Genomic DNA, 17,849 nt, shown 5'->3' on the forward strand with positions numbered 1-17,849 from the left:
CCCGAGGGCCGGTCTCCCCCGTGCGGGGAGGCCGGCCCTCGGTCGTTCCCGGGCGGGACCGCCGGTCCGGGCCTCAGCTCCGGACCGCCCCGGTGACCAGCCACCGGCCGCCCAGCGCCCGGCGGACCAGGAAGCCGCCGCGGACCAGCATGAAGAGGTTCATCGCCCACCAGAGTCCGGCCAGGCCGGTGCCGCTCGCGGGCACCGCGAGGGCGGCCGGCGCGAACACCGCGAGGGTGGCGAGCATCGCCCAGGCCAGGTACGGGCCGTCCCCGGCGCCCATCAGCACCCCGTCCAGGACGAAGACCAGCCCGGAGACCGGCTGGCAGAGCGCGAGCAGCAGCAGCACGGTGTTCAGCTGGGCCTGGACCGCCGGGTCCGGGGTGAAGAGCGGGACGTACAGCGGCCGGGCGACCACCACCAGCAGGCCCAGCAGCACACCGGCACCGACGCCCCACTCGATCATCCGCCGGGTGGCGGCCCTGGCCCCCGGGACGTCCCCGGCGCCCAGGTAGCGGCCGATGATGGCCTGGCCCGCGATCGCGATCGCGTCCAGCGCGAAGGCGATGAAGAGGAAGACCGTCATGGCGATCTGGTGCGCCGCCATCCGGTCGTCACCCAGCCCGGCGGCCACCGCGGTGGCGATCATCAGGATGGCGCGCAGGCTCAGGGTGCGGACCATCAGCGGGCCGCCGGCCTTCGCGCTCGCCCGGATCCCGGCCGCGTCCGGCCGCAGCGAGGCCTGCTCGCGGCGGGCACCGCGCACCACCACGTACAGGTAGGCGCCGGCCATCCCGGTCTGTGCCAGGACGGTGCCCCAGGCCGAACCGGCCACGCCGAGTCCGGCGCCGTACACCAGCCCGGCGTTCAGGCCGAGGTTGGCGGTGAATCCGGCGACCGCCACCACCAGCGGCGTCCGGGTGTCCTGGAGACCGCGCAGCACACCGGTGGCCGCCATCACCATCAGGACCGCCGGTATGCCCAGCGCACTGATCCGCAGGTAGGTCACGGCGTACGGGGCGGCCGTCGGCGAGGCGCCCAGCACCCCGGCCGCCCAGGGGGCGAGGAGCAGGGTCAGGGCGACCACTCCGGCCGACAGGGCCAGGGCGAGCCAGATGCCGTCGATGCCCTGCTGGACGGCGGCCCGGCGGTCCCCGGCGCCGATCCGGCGGGCGACCGCGGCGGTGGTGGCGTAGGCGAGGAAGACGAAGACCCCGGTGGCGGTGGTGAGTGCGGCCGAGGCCACGCCGACACCGGCCAGCTGCGCGGTGCCGAGGTGGCCCACGACGGCCGAGTCGGCCATCAGGAAGAGCGGCTCGGCGACCAGGGCGCCGAAGGCCGGGACGGCCAGGGCGAGGATTTCCCGGTCGTGCCGGCGGCGGTCCGTGAGGAGGGTCATGGGGTCCAGGCTACTCATCCACAGGTAACAGTCGCCAGGGCATTTCGTCGCTTACTCGGAAGTGTGAGCGACCGGCTCGCCGACGTCTGTGTCCACCGCCACCCGACTGTGTGTGAAGTATTTCTCATGCACAGCCCCGGGACGAGGGAATTGCAGGTCAGCGGGTTGACGGTGGATCGATGGTCTGGTTATCCACAGGGCTTTCCACAGGGGCGTCCACAGGTTTGCGGTACTTCTCCACAGTCGTGGGCCGCTCGTCCACACCCCCTGTGGATAACCGCCTTGGCTGAAGGGCTCCCGGCACCTTAGCGTGGGCCCTCCGCCCGACACTCCCACCCGCTCCGGCGTCCGATTTGTCGGTGCGGTGGCGTAGAAATGCGGTGGCGCGGAACGAGGCTCCGCCGCAGCCGGCCACCGGCAAGGACCGCTCCAACTCGCACCACTCGCTGATCGGGGAACACGCGTGACCGGCCCCCAGTACGACGACCACGACGCCCCGCCGCCCGAGGACGACTGGCAGACCGCCGACGACCCGTTCCCGGTCGGCGCCTTCGCCGACGCCCCGTTCCCGGACGGCCCCGGCGACCGGCTGCCGGTCTCGCGCGGACGCGGCGGCGGAGCGGGCCAGGGCGGCTCGGGGGGCGGTTCCGGGGGCGGCTTCCAGAAGGGCGGCAAGGGCGGTTCCGGAGGTTCCGGGGGCTTCCAGCGGGACGGCGGCGGCAAGCGGCGCCAGGGCGGCGAGGAGGAGCGGGCCGAGGGCGGCCTCGACGGCTTCGAACGCGTCCCCCCGCAGGACCTCGCCGCCGAGCAGTCCGTCCTCGGCGGCATGCTGCTGTCCAAGGACGCCATCGCCGACGTGGTCGAGGTGCTCAAGCCGGCCGACTACTACCGGCCCGCGCACGAGCTGGTCCACGGCGCCATCCTCGACCTCTACGCCCGCGGCGAGCCGGCCGACCCGATCACCGTGGCCGGCGAGCTGACCAAGCGCGGCGAGCTCCAGCGGGTCGGCGGCCCGGGCTACCTGCACACCCTGGTCAACTCCGTCCCCACCGCGGCCAACGCCGAGTACTACGCCCAGATCGTCCACGAGCGCGCGGTGCTGCGCCGGCTGGTCGAGGCCGGTACCCGGATCGCCGGCATGGGTTACGCCGCCGAGGGCGACGTCGACGAGATCGTCAACGCGGCCCAGGCGGAGATCTACGCCGTCACCGAGCAGCGCACCAACGAGGACTACGCACCGCTCGCCGACATCATGGAGGGCGCCCTCGACGAGATCGAGTCGATCGGCTCCCGCAACGGCCAGATGTCCGGCGTCCCGACCGGCTTCGCCGACTTCGACGCCCTGACCAACGGCCTGCACCCCGGTCAGATGATCGTCATCGCGGCGCGTCCCGCGATGGGAAAGTCCACCCTGGCGCTGGACTTCGCCCGGGCCTGCTCGATCCAGCACAAGCTGCCGAGCGTGATCTTCTCGCTCGAAATGGGCCGCAACGAGATCGCCATGCGCCTGCTCTCCGCGGAGGCCCGGGTGGCGCTGCACCACATGCGCTCCGGGTCCATGACCGACGACGACTGGACCAGGGTCGCCCGCCGGATGCCGGACGTCAGCGAGGCGCCGCTCTTCATCGACGACTCGCCGAACCTGTCGATGATGGAGATCCGCGCGAAGTGCCGCCGGCTCAAGCAGCGCAACGACATCAAGCTCGTCGTCATCGACTACCTCCAGCTGATGCAGTCCGGTGGCTCCCGCCGGGCCGAGAACCGCCAGCAGGAGGTCTCCGACATGTCGCGAAACCTGAAGCTGCTGGCCAAGGAGCTGGAGGTGCCGGTGATCGCGCTCTCCCAGCTGAACCGTGGCCCCGAGCAGCGCACCGACAAGCGGCCGATGGTCTCCGACCTGCGTGAGTCCGGCTCGATCGAGCAGGACGCCGACATGGTCATCCTGCTCCACCGCGAGGACGCCTACGAGAAGGAGTCACCGCGGGCGGGCGAGGCCGACCTGATCGTCGCCAAGCACCGAAACGGCCCCACCGCCACCATCACCGTGGCCTTCCAGGGCCACTACTCCCGCTTCGTCGACATGACCCGGGACTGACGGCCGGAGCCGTCGCACGGGGGGAGGGGCGGACCCGGAAGGACCGGACCCGGACGGGCCGGGGCGGACACCGCCCGGGCCCGTCGGCGTCAGAGCGTGACGGTCGCGCGGAAGACGGTGGCGCCGGTGCCGGTGAGGCGGGTGGTGGTGCCGGTGGCCGGCAGGAAGGCGGACTCGCCGCGGGCGAGGTCCAGGGCGGTGCCGTCGGCGGCGGTGAGCCGGGCGGTCCCGGCGGTGCAGAGCAGGATCTGCGGGGCCCGGCCGTCCACCTCCCGGTCACGGCCGTCCAAGGCGAACCGGGAGAGCCGGAACTCGTCGATCGGCACGGGGTAGAGCTCCTCGCCGGGCGTCCCGTCGACCGGTACCGGCAGCAGCGGCGCCGGCGAGCAGGCGGCGAACTCGACCACTTCGAGCAGCTCCGGCACGTCGATGTGCTTGGGGGTGAGCCCCGCCCGCAGCACGTTGTCCGAGTTGGCCTGCAGTTCCACGCAGACGCCGTGCAGGTAGGCGTGCGGCACACCGGCGCCGAGGTAGAGCGCCTGACCGGCCCGGAGCCGGACGTGGTTGAGCAGCAGGCCGGCGATCAGCCCGCGGTCCCCCGGGAAGTCGCGGGTGATCCGGGTGTACGGGGCGTACGGGCCGTCCGGGTCCTCGGCGGCGGCCTTGTCGACCGCCTCGGCGGTGTCCCGGACCGCGGCCCCGGCGGCCGGACCGTCCAGGTCGAGGGCGGCGGCCAGGGCGCGGCTGAGCGCCTCGGCCTCGTCGCCGGCCCCCAGCAGGGCGATCAGCGGCTCCAGCGCGGGCACCCGCAGCCCGGCCAGCAGCGCGGCCGCCCCGGCGGGCCGGCGGAAGCCGCAGAGGCCGTCGAAGTCACCGAGCGCGCAGATGAGTTCGGGCTTGTGGTTGGCGTCGCGGTAGTTCCGGTGCGGGGCGTCCAGCGGGATGCCCCGGGCGTTCTCGGCGGCGTACCCGGCCCGCGCCTGGTCGAGCGAGGGGTGGGCCTGGATGGAGATCGGGATGCCGGGCGCGAGCACCTTGAGCAGGAACGGCAGCGTGGGCCCGAACCTGGCCACCGAGGCGGCGCCCAGCTCGCGTTCCGGGTCGGCGGCGATCAGCTCGTCCAGCCGGCGCGGCCCGTCGCCCCGGTCGGCCCGGGAGGGGTCGCCGGGGTGGGCGCCCATCCAGAGCTCGGCCTGCGGTTCGCCGGTCGGCTCCTGTCCGAGCAGCTCGGGGAGTGCGGTGACCGATCCCCAGGCGTACGGGCGGACGGTGTTGACGAGCTTGTCCATGGGCGCGGTCCTGCTCCTTTGCTGCAGTGGCTGACGGGTCCCTGCCGCCGGGCGGCGGTCCCCGGACGGGCGGGCGATCCGGGCAAAGGCCGGGCATCGACCCTAGCCGACCGGCCCCTCCCCGGGGGAAACGGCCGGTACCGACCGGGAGTGCCTCGGGCGGCGGGGCAGTCCGATGACGCGGTAGTAGGATGCCAGGACCCAGTGTTTTCCACAGTGGTCTCCAGGTCGGCGGGACGCCGCCGGGGACCGCGTCTTCTGATGAGTGCGGGCAACGGTGACTGGCACTTCCCGCCACCGGCCGAGAGGTTAGTACGTGACCGTCAACCAGCAGAGTTTTGCTGATCTCGGCAGGGTGCTGGTGATCATCCCGACCTTCAACGAGGCGGAGAACGTCGAGTCGATCGTCGGCAGGGTCCGCGCCGCCGTTCCCGAGGTCCACGTCCTGGTCGCCGACGACAACAGCCCGGACGGCACCGGTGAGCTGGCCGACAAGCTGGCCGCCGAGGACCCGCACGTCCACGTCCTGCACCGCAAGGGCAAGGAGGGCCTGGGCGCCGCCTACCTGGCGGGCTTCCGCTGGGGCATCGACCAGGGCTACGACGTGCTGGTCGAGATGGACGCCGACGGCTCGCACCGCCCCGAGGAACTGGACCGGCTGCTGACCGCGCTGCGCGGCGCCGACCTGGTGCTGGGCTCGCGCTGGGTGCCGGGCGGCCGGGTGGTGAACTGGCCGAAGTCCCGCCTGCTGCTCTCCCGCGGCGGCTCGACCTACTCGCGGCTCATGCTCGGCGTGCCGATCCGGGACGTCACCGGCGGCTACCGGGCGTTCCGCAAGGAGACCCTGCTGGGCCTGGGCATGGACGAGGTCGCCTCCGCCGGGTACTGCTTCCAGGTCGACCTGGCGTGGCGGACGGTGAAGGCCGGCTTCAAGGTGGCCGAGGTGCCGATCACCTTCGTCGAGCGGGAGCTGGGCGCGTCCAAGATGAGCCGGCACATCGTGGTCGAGGCGCTCTGGAAGGTCACCTCCTGGGGTGTCGCCGACCGGGTGGCCCGGCTGACCGGCCGGAAGGCCTGAGCCGGCCGGAGCGGCCGGGTTCCGGGCCGGGCCCGGAACCGCGAGTGGGAAGGCGTGCCCCGTCGGGCGCGCCTTCCGCGCTTTCGGCGCGCCGTACTCCCATGCTGTAGGGCGCGGGGACCCGGACGACGGCCGTCCGACCCGCCACCCGCCCGGCCGTACCGCAGGCCGGACCGCGGCCCGGCCCCGCCGGGTCCGAGGTGCGGGAGCGCCGGGCAACCGGCCGACCGGGCAACCGGCCGACCGGACCGCAGGCCGGACCGCCGAACAGGACCGCCGAACAGGACCGCAGACCAGAGGGAGCAGCCAGTGACGTCGTCCTCGCCCGAGGAGAACGCCGCCCCGGTGGACGCGGCGGCCCCGGTGGACGCGGCCGACGGAGCCGCCGCCGAACCGCCGGTCCGACCGCTGGAGACCGCCGTCTTCACCGGCCCCGAGTCGGCCTTCTTCGCCACCTCCACGCTGATCCTCGGCGAGCGCACCGCGATCCTGGTCGACGCCCAGCTGACCCGCAGCGCCGGCCGCGAGCTGGCCGAGTGGGTCGCCGGCAAGGGCCGCCGGCTGCTCGCCATCGTGGTCACCCACCACCACCCGGACCACTACTTCGGTGCCGAGGAGGTGCTCCGGCTCTTCCCCGAGGCACAGCTGCTGGCCGCTCCGCCGGTGGTGGACGGCATCCTGCGCACCGCCGCCGCCAAGGTCGCCCAGTGGAAGCCGGTCTTCGGGGACGACATCCCGGACCACCCGCTGGTGCCGGCCCCGCTGCTGCCCCAGCCGCTGATGCTCGACCGGCAGGTGATCCCGGTGCTGCTGCTCGGCCAGGGCGACTGCGACGGCTCCACGGTGGTCCACGTGCCGAGCATCCGCACCGTGATCGCCGGGGACTTCGTCTACAACGGCACCCACGTCTGGACCGCCGACACCACGCCGGAGCAGCGCACCGCGTGGACCCGCAACCTCGGCCGGATCGCCGACCTCGGGGTCGAGCGGGTGATCGCCGGGCACCGGGCGCCGGAGCAGGGCGACGAGGCGGCCCGGGTGCTCGCCTTCACCGGCGAGTACCTGCAGGACTTCGACCGTCTGCTGGCCGAGCACCCGGACGACCCGGAGGCGCTGGCCGCGGCGGTGAACGAGCGGTACGGGGAGCTGACCCTCCCGGCGGTGCTGGAGCTGAGCGCCGCCGCCAACACGGCGCGGGCGGCAGGGCCGTCGGAACCTGCGGAGGAGTCCGCGGAGCCGGGTGGCCCGGAGGAGTCCGCGGAGCCGGACGCGCCGGGGGAGACCGCCGCCGGGCCGGACGGGCCCGCGAAGGGGCCGGGGGCCGGGTCGGACGGGTCCTGACCCGTCCGGCGGATACTGGCGGCATGACCCCGTACGACGTGATCGTCCCGGCCGGCGGCGCCGCCCGGCGGCTCGGCGGGGCGGACAAGCCCGGCCTGACCGTGGGTGAGGCCACCCTGCTGGACCGGGTGCTCGCGGCCTGCGCCGGAGCCCGCACCACCGTCGTGGTCGGCCCGGCCCGGCCCACCGTCCGCCCCGGCGTCCGGTGGACCCGTGAACGGCCGCCCGGCGGCGGGCCGGTGGCTGCCGTGGCCGCCGGCCTGGCCGAGGTGACCGCCGACCTGGTGCTGCTGTTCGCCGCCGACCTGCCGTTCCTCGACGAGCGGACCGTCCACCGGCTGGCCGCCGCCCTCGACGCCGCCGCGCCGGACACCGAGGCGGCCGTCCTGGTCGACGCCGGCGGACGTGACCAGCCGCTGGCCGCCGCCTACCGCGCCGCCGCCCTGCGGGCCGCGCTGGCCGCCGCCGGAGACCCCGCGGGGCTGCCGCTGCGCCGCCTGACCGGCGGGCTGCGCACCCTCCGGCTGGCCGACACCGACGACGTCACGTACGACTGCGACACCTGGGAGGACCTGGCCCGGGCCCGCGAACGCGACACCACCGGACCCACCGCCTAGCCCGCCGCCCGGCCCGCCGCCAGGCCCACCCCCGGCCCGCTCACGGGCGCCGGCACCTGGGCGTGAGCGAAACGACGCGCGCCGCTCACCGGGCAAACATGCCGGGGAAACCACCGATCGGGCAGCATGGGCGCATGGAGCGCACGCTGGATGACTGGATCGCCGAGGTCCGGGCCGAGCTGGACATCGACCTGGACGTCGACGTCCACGGACTGCTCGACCTGGCCCGGGTGGTCGCCCACGGGGTGGCCCGGCCCGCCGCGCCGCTGACCGCCTTTCTGATCGGCTACGCGGCCGCCCGGCAGGGCGGCGGCCCCGAGGCCGTCGCCGAGGCGGCCCGGCGGACCGCCGCGCTCGCCGAGCGGTGGACGGCGGACGCCGAGCCGGGGCGGACGTGAGCACGGTGGAGGAGCTCGCCGTGCTCGACCAGCCGCCGGCCCCTGCCCGACCGACGAGCTGGGCGCGGGCCAGGGAAACCGCCCGCCGGGCCGGCCGGACGCCGCTGCCGCCGCTGCGCCTGCCGCTGGCCGGGGCGCTCGGCCACACCCTCGCCGAGCCGCTCGCCGCGCTCACGGACCTGCCCGCCTTCGACACCTCGGCCATGGACGGCTGGGCGGTCGCCGGCCCCGGCCCCTGGCGGGTGGCCGGACGGCAGCTGGCCGGTCGGCCGGCCACCGGGGCGCTCGCCGACGGCGCCGCCGTGGAGATCGCCACCGGCGCCCAACTGCCGCCCGGCGCCACCGCCGTACTCCGCCGGGAGCACGGCGAGCCGGCCGGCCCGTTGCTGTACGACCGCACGCCCGGCTCGCTGACCACCGGCCAGGACGTCCGCCCGCGCGGCCAGGAGTGCCGGCTCGGCGAGCCGCTGCTCCCGGCCGGCACCCCGGTCGGTCCGGCCGTGCTGGGCCTGGCGGCCGCCTGCGGCCACGACCTGCTGACCGTCCGCCGCCGCCCGGTGGTCGAGCTGCTGGTCCTCGGCGACGAACTGCTCGGCTCCGGCCTGCCCCGGCCCGGCCTGGTCCGGGACGCGCTCGGCCCGCTGCTGCCGCCGTGGCTGTGCGCCGCCGGGGCCACGACCGGCGAACCGCGCGCCGTCCGGGACGACTTCGGTCTACTGCGGGACGCCCTGCGGCACTCCACCGCCGACGTGGTGGTCACCACCGGCGGCACGGCCGCCGGACCGGTGGACTACCTGCACCGGGCGCTCGCCGAGGTCGGCGCCCGGCTGCTGGTGGACGGGGTCGCCGTGCGCCCCGGCCATCCGATGCTGCTCGCCGAACTGCCCGGCGGTCGCCACCTGGTGGGCCTGCCCGGCAATCCGCTGGCCGCCGTGGCGGGGGCGGTCACGCTCGCACTGCCGCTGCTGCACGGGCTGGCCGGCCGCTCCACCGCCCGCCCGGTCCGGGCGGCGGCCGTCGACGACCTGCCCGGGCACCCGGCGGACACCCGGCTGCTCCCGGTCCTGCGCACCGACCAAGGGATCGTCCAGCTCCGGTACGACGGACCGGCGATGCTCCGGGGTCTGGCCCGGGCCGACGCACTGGCGGTGGTGCCGCCCGGCGGCGCGGCGGCCGGCGACCTGATCGAACTGGTGGAGGCCCCGTGAACGCCCGACGCAGGCGCGAGCGGTTCCCCGGCCCGCTCACCCCCGGGACCGAGCCCTGGGCGGACGCCGGGATCGTGCTGCCGGCCCGGCGGTCGGCGCCCGCCGTCCGGCAGGTCGGCGTCCGGCTGCTGATCGCGCTCGCCGTGCTGCTGGCCACCACGTTGGTCGTCTGGCTGGACCGCGACGGCTACAACGACAACGCCGGCGGCGGGCTGAGCTTCCTCGACGCGGCGTACTACGCCACCGTGACGCTCTCCACCACCGGGTACGGCGACATCACCCCGTACAGCGAGGGTGCCCGCCTCACCAATATCTTCGTGATCACGCCGCTCCGGGTGGTCTTCCTGATCATCCTGGTCGGCACCACCCTTGAGGTGCTCACCGAACGCACCCGTCAACAGTGGCGGTTGAACCGCTGGAGGTCCACCGTGCGCGAGCACACCGTCGTGATCGGCTACGGCACCAAGGGCCGCAGCGCCGTCGACACGCTGCTCGGCCAGGGAGTGCGCAAGGACGAGATCGTGGTGGTCGACCCGCAGCGCAAGGTGGTCGACCAGGCCGCCCAGCACGGCCTGGTCGGCGTGGTCGGCGACGCCACCCGGACCGACACCCTGATCCGTGCCGGACTGCCCACCGCCGCCCGGGTGGTGGTCGCGCCGGAGCGGGACGACACCGCCGCACTGGTCACCCTGACGGCACGCCAGCTCACCAGGGCGGCCACCATCGTCGCCGCCGTCCGCGAGGACGAGAACGCCCCGCTGCTCCGGCAGAGCGGCGCGGACGTCGTGGTCACCAGCTCCAGTTCGGCCGGCCGGCTGCTCGGCATGTCGATGCTCAGCCCGCACGCCGGCGAGGTCATGGAGGACCTGCTGACCTACGGCAACGGCCTGGACGTGATCGAGCGCCCGGTCACCCGGGCCGAGGCCGGGCACAGCCCGCGGGAGTGCGAGGACCTGGTGGTGGCGGTGGTCCGCGGCCGCCGGGTGATCAACTACACCGAGCAGGAGGCGCAGACGCTGCAGCTGACCGACCGGGTGATCGTCATCAAGTGATCCGGTTGCCCGTAGGGTCGGGCACCATGACCGATCAACCGCAGCTCCCCTTCGGCACCTTCGACGCCTTCGGACCCGCGCTGGACGTGGTCGACCAGCTGGCCGGGCCGGTGGCGGACGCCCTCAAGAACTGGGACGACCGGGAGGCCGCCCGGTCCGTGCTGTACGTGGACACCGACCCGGAGAAGGCCGACACCGCCGTCTTCTGCGAGACCTACGGCGTCCCGCCGGAGTCCTCGGCGAACTGCGTGGTGGTCGCCGCCAAGCGCGGCGGCGGGACGACCCTGGCCGCCTGCCTGGCACTGGCGACCACCCGGGTGGACGTCAACCGCGCGGTCCGCCGGCACCTGGAGGCCCGCAAGGCGTCGTTCGCGCCGATGGACACGGCCGTCGCCGCGAGCGGCATGGAGTACGGCGGCATCACCCCGGTCGGTCTGCCCGCGGACTGGCCGCTGCTGGTCGACGAGGCGGTGGCCGCGACGCCGTACGTGCTGGTGGGCAGCGGGCGGCGGCGGGGCAAGCTGATCCTGCCGGGCCGGGTGCTGGCCGGGCTGCCGGGCGCCGTGGTGCTGCCGGATCTGGCGGGCTGAGGCGACCGGTCCCGGCCGGGCCCGACCGGATCCGGTCGGGCGGGCGCCGGGAGCGGTCCCGACCGGGGTGCCGCGGAGTAGCGTCGGGATCATGCATGCGATGACGATTCCTGAACCCGGTGGGCCCGAGGCGCTGGTCTGGGCCGAGGTGCCGGATCCGGTGCCCGGTGAGGGCGAGGTCCTGGTCGAGGTGGCGGCGACCGCCGTCAACCGCGCCGACCTGCTCCAGCGGCAGGGCCTCTACAACCCGCCGCCCGGCAGCTCGCCCTACCCCGGTCTGGAGTGCGCGGGCCGGATCACCGCCCTGGGTCCCGGGGTGGCCGGCTGGGCGGTCGGCGACGAGGTCTGCGCGCTGCTGGTCGGCGGCGGGTACGCGGAGCGGGTGGCGGTCCCGGTCGGGCAGCTGCTGCCGGTACCGAAGGGGCTGACCCCGGAGGAGGCCGCCGCGCTGCCGGAGGTCGCCTGCACCGTCTGGTCCAACGTGTTCCTCACCGCCAACCTGCGTCCGGGCGAGACCGTGCTGGTGCACGGCGGCGCCAGCGGCATCGGGACGATGGCGATCCAGCTGGCCAAGGCGGTCGGCGCCCGGGTGGCGGTGACGGCGGGCAGCGCCGGGAAGCTCGCCCGGTGCGCGGAGCTGGGCGCCGACGTCCTGATCGACTACCGGGAACAGGACTTCGTCGAAGTGCTGCGGGAGGCCACCGACGGGGCCGGGGCGGACGTGATCCTGGACATCATGGGCGCCCGGTACCTGCAGCGGAACGTGGACGCGCTGGCGGTCAACGGGCGGCTGGTGATCATCGGGCTGCAGGGCGGCGTGCAGGGCGAGCTCAACCTGAACACCCTGCTGCGCAAGCGCGGCGCGGTGATCGCCACCAACCTGCGCGGTCGGCCGCTCGCCGAGAAGGCGGCGATCGTGGCGGCGGTGCGCGAGCACGTCTGGCCGCTGGTGGAGTCGGGCGTGGTGAAGCCGGTGATCGACCGGGTGGTGCCGCTGGCCGACGCGGCCGCCGCGCACCGGGCACTGGAGGCCGGCGAGCAGGTCGGCAAGGTGGTGCTGCGGGCCTGACGGGGCCGGGTCCGAGGGCGGGCGGGAACCGGGGGGTGAACGGCCCAGGGTGGTTCGAAATGCCCTGAATGTCGGATTGTGTGAGGCTGTTCGGGAGCTGTCCCGCCGCCGACCCGCCCTGCGCGGTCGGCCGTCGCGGAAGGACCTCGATCGTGGCCGCACCTTCGTACGCGTTCCTCGGGCCGCTGCCCGCAGCGTTGTCGCACCGCCGTTCCCGCCGCGCCGGGCGTGTCCTCGCCCGGCGCGCCGAGCGGTGCTCGCGGCGCCTGCTGGCGGTGGCGGTGCTCGGTCTCGCGGTGCCGCTGACGGTCCCGGTGGCGGTCGCCGCCCCGGTCGGACCCGGCGCCGCCGTCCGGCCCGCCTCCCTCGCCCCGCCCCCCTCGACCGGGTCCGGCACGCTGTCCGGGACCGCCGGGGCGGACGAACCCCCCGCGGCGGACGAACCTGCCGCGGCGGGTGGAGCGGGCGGCGTGTCGGCGGAGCCGGGCGCGGCGCTACCCTCGGGCGGGGTCGTGCGTTCCGGCTCGCCCTCCCCGGCCCCGGCGGGGCCGTCCGGGCCGCCCGGTGGAGCCGCCACCGGGCCCGCCGCCTCGCCGGCCCCGGTCTCCGGGCCCGCCGCCACCGGGCCGGCGACCTCGGAGCCGTCCACCCCGCGACCCGCCGCCACGGGGCCGGCCGGGTCGGGGCCCGTTCCTGCCCCGGAGCCGGAGCCCTCGGCCGCGCCGGACACGCCGGACACGCCGACGGTCACGTCTCCCGTCCCGGCCGTGTCGGCGACCGCCGTCGCCACCGCGGCGACCCCGACCGCCGTCACGCCGCCGCGGGTCCAGAGCGCTCACCCCCGGCCCGGCGCCGGCGGGCTCCGGGCCGATCGGGACCAGAAGTGGTTCCGGCACCGCCCGGGCTCGGCGCCCGAACGTGTGCGGTCCGCGCCGGAGCGCGGCCGGGAGCACTCCGTCGAGCAGCCGCCGGAGCAGCCCCCCGCGACCGCCGCCGGGGCGGACCCCGCCGGTGCCGGGGGGCAGACCGACTCCGCCGACACCACGGGGAGCGCGGTGGTGGCGCTCGGCCGGCCCGACGCGCAGGCCGTGGCGGCCCCGGTCGTGCTGCCCGCCCGCTGGCACGACGCCTCCACCCTCCAGCTGCCGCTCGGCGCCGGCCTCGGCCTGATCGGCTGCGGCCTGGGGCTGGTCGGCCTCCGGCTGCGCAGGAACTGAGCGACGGCCGCCGGACGGGACCGGCGGCCGGGCGGCGACAGCGCGGCGGCCGGGGAGGTCGGTCGGCACCCGCGGTGGCGGGCGTGCCCCGGCCCCGGGCGAACTGAGTATCCGTACGGATACCGGCGGCCCGCCCGGGGGGCGTAGCGTCGTGTCCGGGCAGGCGGCGGTACGCGTGCGGCGGCCGATGCCGGTCCGGGGCGGTGCGGTCGGGGGCCTCCACCCGACCAACCCCAGTGAGGGAGAATGTGATTCATGACGAATCCGATGAACGAGCGCTCGTCGCAGGAGCTCTACCAGGGCATGGGCGGGCAGTCGCAGGACGGCCAGAAGGTGCTGATCGTCGGACCGGACGGCCTGCCGGTGGGCCACGGGTTCCCCGGTTCGCCGGGGAACGACGACGGTGACGGCCCGCGTGAACTGCCGGTGACCGAGATGGTCGAGCAGCCGGCCAAGGTGATGCGGATCGGCAGCATGATCAAGCAGCTGCTGGAGGAGGTCCGGGCGGCCCCCCTCGACGAGGCCAGCCGGGCCCGGCTGAAGGACATCCACGCCAGTTCGATCAAGGAGCTGGAGCTCGGCCTGGCGCCCGAGCTGGTCGCGGAGCTGGAACGGCTCTCGCTGCCGTTCACCGAGGACTCGATCCCGACCGAGGCCGAGCTGCGGATCGCGCAGGCGCAGCTGGTGGGGTGGCTGGAGGGCCTGTTCCACGGCATCCAGACCGCCCTGTTCGCGCAGCAGATGGCGGCGCGGGCGCAGCTGGAGCAGATGCGGCGGGCGCTGCCGCCCGGTCTGCACGGCGGCGAGCCGGAGGGCGACGACCCGGGCGAGGGCCGCGGCATCCGTTCCGGCCCGTACCTGTAGGCCCGGCGGGACACCGCAGGACGGCGCGCCGCCGCACCGCGGCGGCCGTCACGGCATCGGGCGTACCACGACGACCCGGTGTCGAACGCACTACCGACCGGTACCGGGTCGCGGACCGGACACAGTGTCGGCCCTGAGCCGATCACCGGCGCCGCGAGCCGATACCCTGGGCCCCTGTCGCAGGCCGGGCGAGCGCCGCGACAGGGGTCGGGCAGGCCGTCGGGCCGGGCCCGGACACGCACGGACGAGACCGAACGTCACGGTCGCGGCGGCACTGCCGCGACGAGGGGGAGCAGAGGACCATGAGCGAGCACGGCAACGCGGAGGTCGAGGGCTACTCCCTGGGCAACGGCCGGTACGTGCTGCAGCGGGTGCTGGGCGAGGGCGGCATGGCCTCCGTGCACCTCGCGTACGACAACGTCCTGAAGCGGCCGGTGGCGCTGAAGAGCATGCACGCCGAGCTCGGCCGGGACGCGTCGTTCAAGGAGCGGTTCCGCCGTGAGGCGCAGGCCGTGGCCCGTCTGGAGCACGAGAACATCGTCCGGGTCTACGACACCGGCGAGGACGTGGCCCCCGACGGCTCCACCACGCCGTACATCGTGATGCAGCTGGTCGACGGCAAGGGCCTGCGGGACGCGATCAACGAGGCGGTCGCCCAGCACGGCGCGATGCCCGTCGAGGAGGCGCTGCGGGTCACCGTCGGCGTGCTGAACGCGCTGGAGGCCTCGCACGACCAGGGCCTGGTGCACCGTGACATCAAGCCCGGCAACGTCATGTTCGACCGCAAGGGCGTCGTCAAGGTCATGGACTTCGGCATCGCCCGCGCGCTGGAGAGCGGGGTCACCTCGATGACCCAGACCGGCATGGTGGTCGGCACGCCGCAGTACCTCTCGCCCGAGCAGGCGCTGGGCAAGCCGGTGGACGCGCGCTCCGACCTGTACTCGGTCGGCGTGATGCTCTTCGAGATGATCACCGGCCAGCTGGTCTTCGACGGCGACTCGGCCTTCTCGATCGCCTACAAGCACGTCCAGGAGGAGCCGCCGGCGCCGTCCACGCTCAACCGGGCGCTCGACCCGGCGGTCGACGAGTTCGTCGCCACGGCGCTGCGGAAGGACCCGGCGCACCGGTTCGCGAGCGCGGCGGCGATGCGGGACGAGGCCGAGCGGCTGATCGCGGTGGCCAAGGGCGGCGGCAGCCCCCTGGCGGCCAGCTCCCCGCTGGTGATCACCGACGGCCCGCGTTCGGTGCACGCCGCCCCGCCGGTCCCGTCCGTCCCGCAGGCCCCGCAGACGCCGCAGCCGTTCCACCGGCCGCCGGCCTACCAGACCCCGCCGCCGGCGTTCCAGACCCCGCCGCCGCACTTCCCGCAGCAGGCGCACACCCCGCCGCCGCAGCCGCCGGCCTACCAGACCCCGCCGCCGGCGTTCCAGACGCCGCCGCCGCACTTCCCGCAGGCGCACACCCCGCCGCCGCAGCCGATGCCGGCGCCGTTCCAGCCGGCCCCCGCGTCGAACAGCGGTGGCTGCTCCACGGCCCTGGTGATCGTCGGCATCATCGTCGGCGTGATCGTGCTGGCCGTCATCATCATTGCGATCGTGGTCAACCGAGCCAAGAACGAGACCGCCGGCGGGTCGACCTCGCGGGTCTCGGAGCGGACGGCCACCGTGCTCCACCTGGACGGTCCGGCCGACCGGAATGGCCTGCTCTGACGCATTCCGTCCGGATCGGGCGTGCCACGGGGGCAGGCCGGAGGCGGTAGCGTTCGGGCAAACGAGGCGACAGGGCACCGCGATCCGAGCGAAGGCCCGGGGCGAGGAGCGATGGCACAGACGCAGCAGCCGGACGACGACGAGGGCGCCTGGGCGACCGGTTCGGCCGGTGGTGCCCCGAGGACGCCCGGAACCGGTAGCGACGCCGCCACCACCGCGCTCCCGCCGTTCGGCGGCCCGCAGACGCCGGGCCGTGGCACCGCCGCCCCGCTGGGCACGGTCGGCGACGGCCGCTACCGGCTGACCCACCGGCTCGGCCGGGGCGGCATGGCCGAGGTGCTCGCCGCCCAGGACGTCCGGCTCGGCCGGACCGTCGCGGTCAAGCTGCTCCGCGGCGAGCTGGCCCAGGACGAGATCGCCCGGCTCCGCTTCACCCGGGAGGCGCACGCTGTCGCGGCGCTCAACCACCACGCGATCGTCGCGGTGTACGACACCGGCGAGGAGTACGTCGGCGAGGAGTCGACGCCGTACATCGTGATGGAGCTGGTCGAGGGCCGGACCGTCCGCGAGCTGCTGGTGGACGAGTCGGAGCCGCCGGTCGACCAGGCGCTGCTGATCATCGCCGGGGTGCTGGAGGCGCTCGCCTACAGCCACCGGCACGGCATCGTGCACCGGGACATCAAGCCGGCCAACGTCATCATCACGACCACCGGCGCGGTCAAGGTGATGGACTTCGGCATCGCCCGCGCGCTGACCGGGACCGCCTCCACCATGACCCAGACCGGCATGGTCATGGGCACCCCGCAGTACCTCTCGCCCGAGCAGGCGCTCGGCAAGCCGGTCGACCACCGCTCCGACCTGTACGCGGCCGGCTGCATGCTCTACGAGCTGCTGACCCTGCGCCCGCCGTTCACCGGCGACACGCCGCTCTCGGTGGTCTACCAGCACGTCCAGGACATGCCGGTGCCGCCCTCGCAGGCCAACCCGCGCGTACCGGCGGCGCTCGACCCGCTGGTGCTGCGCTCGCTCGCGAAGAACCCGGACGACCGCTTCCAGGACGCCGACGAGTTCCGCGCGCACCTCGAACACGCGTTGCGCGAACTGCAGGGCGGCACGGGTGCCTGGGCGGCCGGTTCCGCGGCCTCCGGCCTGGCCGCGGCCGGTCAGGGCTACGGCGGCATGCCGATGCCCGGCGCGGACGAGACCGCGGTGCTCGGGGCCGGGGTCCCGGGGGACCCGACGGCGATGCTGCCGTACCAGGTGCCGGGCGGCCCGCACACCCCGTCCTCGCCCTACCCGGCGGCCGGCGGACCGTACGGCGGCGGTGACGGCGGTGACGGCTCCGGCGGCGGCGGGCACGGACGCGACCGGGGGGGCCGCGGGCCGTGGCGCTGGGTGGCCGGCATCGTGGCGGTGATCGTCGCGTCCGGCGCCGGGATCGCCCTGGCGCTCAGTGGCAACGACGAAGGCTCCGGCGGGAAGATCCAGCCGACCACCCCGCCGCCCGGTGTGGTGTCGACGGCGCCGGAGGCCACCACGCCCACCACGGGCGGCGCCGTGACCACGGCCCCGACCACCCAGAACACCCGGCGCCCGCAGCAGCCGACCGACACCGGCAACGGAAACGGCGGCAACGGCGGCAACCAGAGCCAGCCGCCTGCCACCTCGGGCGGCAAGCACACCATGTCGTCGACCCCGAGCACGACCGGCAGCAAGCCCGCGACGACGGCTCCGCCGGCGACCGGGACGCCGACCGCGCCGCCCACCACCGCCCCGACCACCGCGGGCGGCGGCGCGACGACCGCGCCGCCGGCGACGTCGACGGCGACCCAGCCGCCGCCGGCGACGACGGCACCGCCCGGGGGCAACACCTCGCCGAAGCCGCCGGTCTCCCCGCCGGCGACCGCGGGCTGACCCGAGGGG

General features: G+C 75.3%; 13 protein-coding genes and 2 pseudogenes. 13 read left to right on the top strand and 2 right to left on the bottom strand.

Features of this window, described 5'->3' with window-relative positions; all coding sequences use genetic code 11:
* Positions 1-73: 73 nt before the first annotated feature.
* Entirely contained in the window at positions 74-1,399 is a 1,326-nt protein-coding gene (locus PUR61_RS39920) for an MATE family efflux transporter (protein ID WP_329884833.1), read from the bottom strand.
* A gap of 589 nt (positions 1,400-1,988) precedes the next feature.
* Here PUR61_RS39920 and dnaB point away from each other — a divergent pair.
* On the top strand, positions 1,989-3,494 hold the full coding sequence (dnaB, locus tag PUR61_RS39925; RefSeq protein WP_329885003.1) for a replicative DNA helicase: 1,506 nt from the start codon (positions 1,989-1,991) through the stop codon (positions 3,492-3,494).
* Between the two features lie 89 nt (positions 3,495-3,583).
* Here dnaB and manA read toward each other — a convergent pair whose 3' ends face one another.
* Positions 3,584-4,783, bottom strand: coding sequence for a mannose-6-phosphate isomerase, class I (manA, locus tag PUR61_RS39930; protein ID WP_329884834.1), 1,200 nt, complete (start codon positions 4,781-4,783; stop codon positions 3,584-3,586).
* A 316-nt stretch (positions 4,784-5,099) separates the two neighbouring features.
* Between manA and PUR61_RS39935 the strand changes: the two genes are divergently transcribed.
* The 12 genes and pseudogenes from PUR61_RS39935 (at position 5,100) to PUR61_RS39990 (ending at position 17,840) form a co-directional block, all read left to right on the top strand.
* Positions 5,100-5,861, top strand: coding sequence for a polyprenol monophosphomannose synthase (locus tag PUR61_RS39935; RefSeq protein WP_329884835.1), 762 nt, complete (start codon positions 5,100-5,102; stop codon positions 5,859-5,861).
* A 309-nt stretch (positions 5,862-6,170) separates the two neighbouring features.
* On the top strand, positions 6,171-7,202 hold the full coding sequence (locus PUR61_RS39940) for an MBL fold metallo-hydrolase (protein WP_329884836.1): 1,032 nt from the start codon (positions 6,171-6,173) through the stop codon (positions 7,200-7,202).
* 23 nt (positions 7,203-7,225) lie between these two features.
* Positions 7,226-7,795 (top strand): annotated as a pseudogene (mobA, locus tag PUR61_RS39945) (molybdenum cofactor guanylyltransferase); the annotation flags it as partial.
* Positions 7,796-7,965: 170 nt separating this feature from the next.
* Positions 7,966-8,217, top strand: a pseudogene (locus tag PUR61_RS39950) (DUF6457 domain-containing protein); the annotation flags it as partial.
* Entirely contained in the window at positions 8,214-9,425 is a 1,212-nt protein-coding gene (locus tag PUR61_RS39955) for a molybdopterin molybdotransferase MoeA (RefSeq protein WP_329884837.1), read from the top strand. The pseudogene PUR61_RS39950 and the gene PUR61_RS39955, both read left to right, overlap by 4 nt.
* Entirely contained in the window at positions 9,422-10,477 is a 1,056-nt protein-coding gene (locus PUR61_RS39960; protein ID WP_443035317.1) for a potassium channel family protein, read from the top strand. Before PUR61_RS39955 ends, PUR61_RS39960 begins: the two co-directional genes overlap by 4 nt.
* A 26-nt stretch (positions 10,478-10,503) precedes the next feature.
* A complete protein-coding gene (locus PUR61_RS39965; RefSeq protein ID WP_329884838.1) occupies positions 10,504-11,067 on the top strand; it encodes a YbaK/EbsC family protein in 564 nt (187 codons plus the stop codon).
* Positions 11,068-11,158: 91 nt separating this feature from the next.
* Positions 11,159-12,136, top strand: a complete 978-nt coding sequence (locus tag PUR61_RS39970; RefSeq protein ID WP_329884839.1) for an NAD(P)H-quinone oxidoreductase — start codon at positions 11,159-11,161, stop codon at positions 12,134-12,136.
* Positions 12,137-12,288: 152 nt separating this feature from the next.
* Positions 12,289-13,353 (top strand): hypothetical protein, encoded by a 1,065-nt coding sequence (locus PUR61_RS39975; protein ID WP_329884840.1) that lies wholly within the window; start codon positions 12,289-12,291, stop codon positions 13,351-13,353.
* Between the two features lie 255 nt (positions 13,354-13,608).
* Complete coding sequence (locus PUR61_RS39980) at positions 13,609-14,217, top strand: bacterial proteasome activator family protein (protein ID WP_380355166.1); 609 nt, start codon at positions 13,609-13,611, stop codon at positions 14,215-14,217.
* A 302-nt stretch (positions 14,218-14,519) separates the two neighbouring features.
* Positions 14,520-15,926, top strand: a complete 1,407-nt coding sequence (locus tag PUR61_RS39985; RefSeq protein WP_329884841.1) for a protein kinase domain-containing protein — start codon at positions 14,520-14,522, stop codon at positions 15,924-15,926.
* Between the two features lie 111 nt (positions 15,927-16,037).
* Positions 16,038-17,840: a protein kinase domain-containing protein gene (locus tag PUR61_RS39990; protein WP_329884842.1), complete on the top strand. Its 1,803-nt coding sequence runs from the start codon at positions 16,038-16,040 to the stop codon at positions 17,838-17,840.
* Positions 17,841-17,849 lie beyond the last annotated feature (9 nt).

The sequence above is a fragment of the Streptomyces sp. BE20 genome (assembly GCF_036322525.1).
Lineage (GTDB): Bacteria > Actinomycetota > Actinomycetes > Streptomycetales > Streptomycetaceae > Kitasatospora.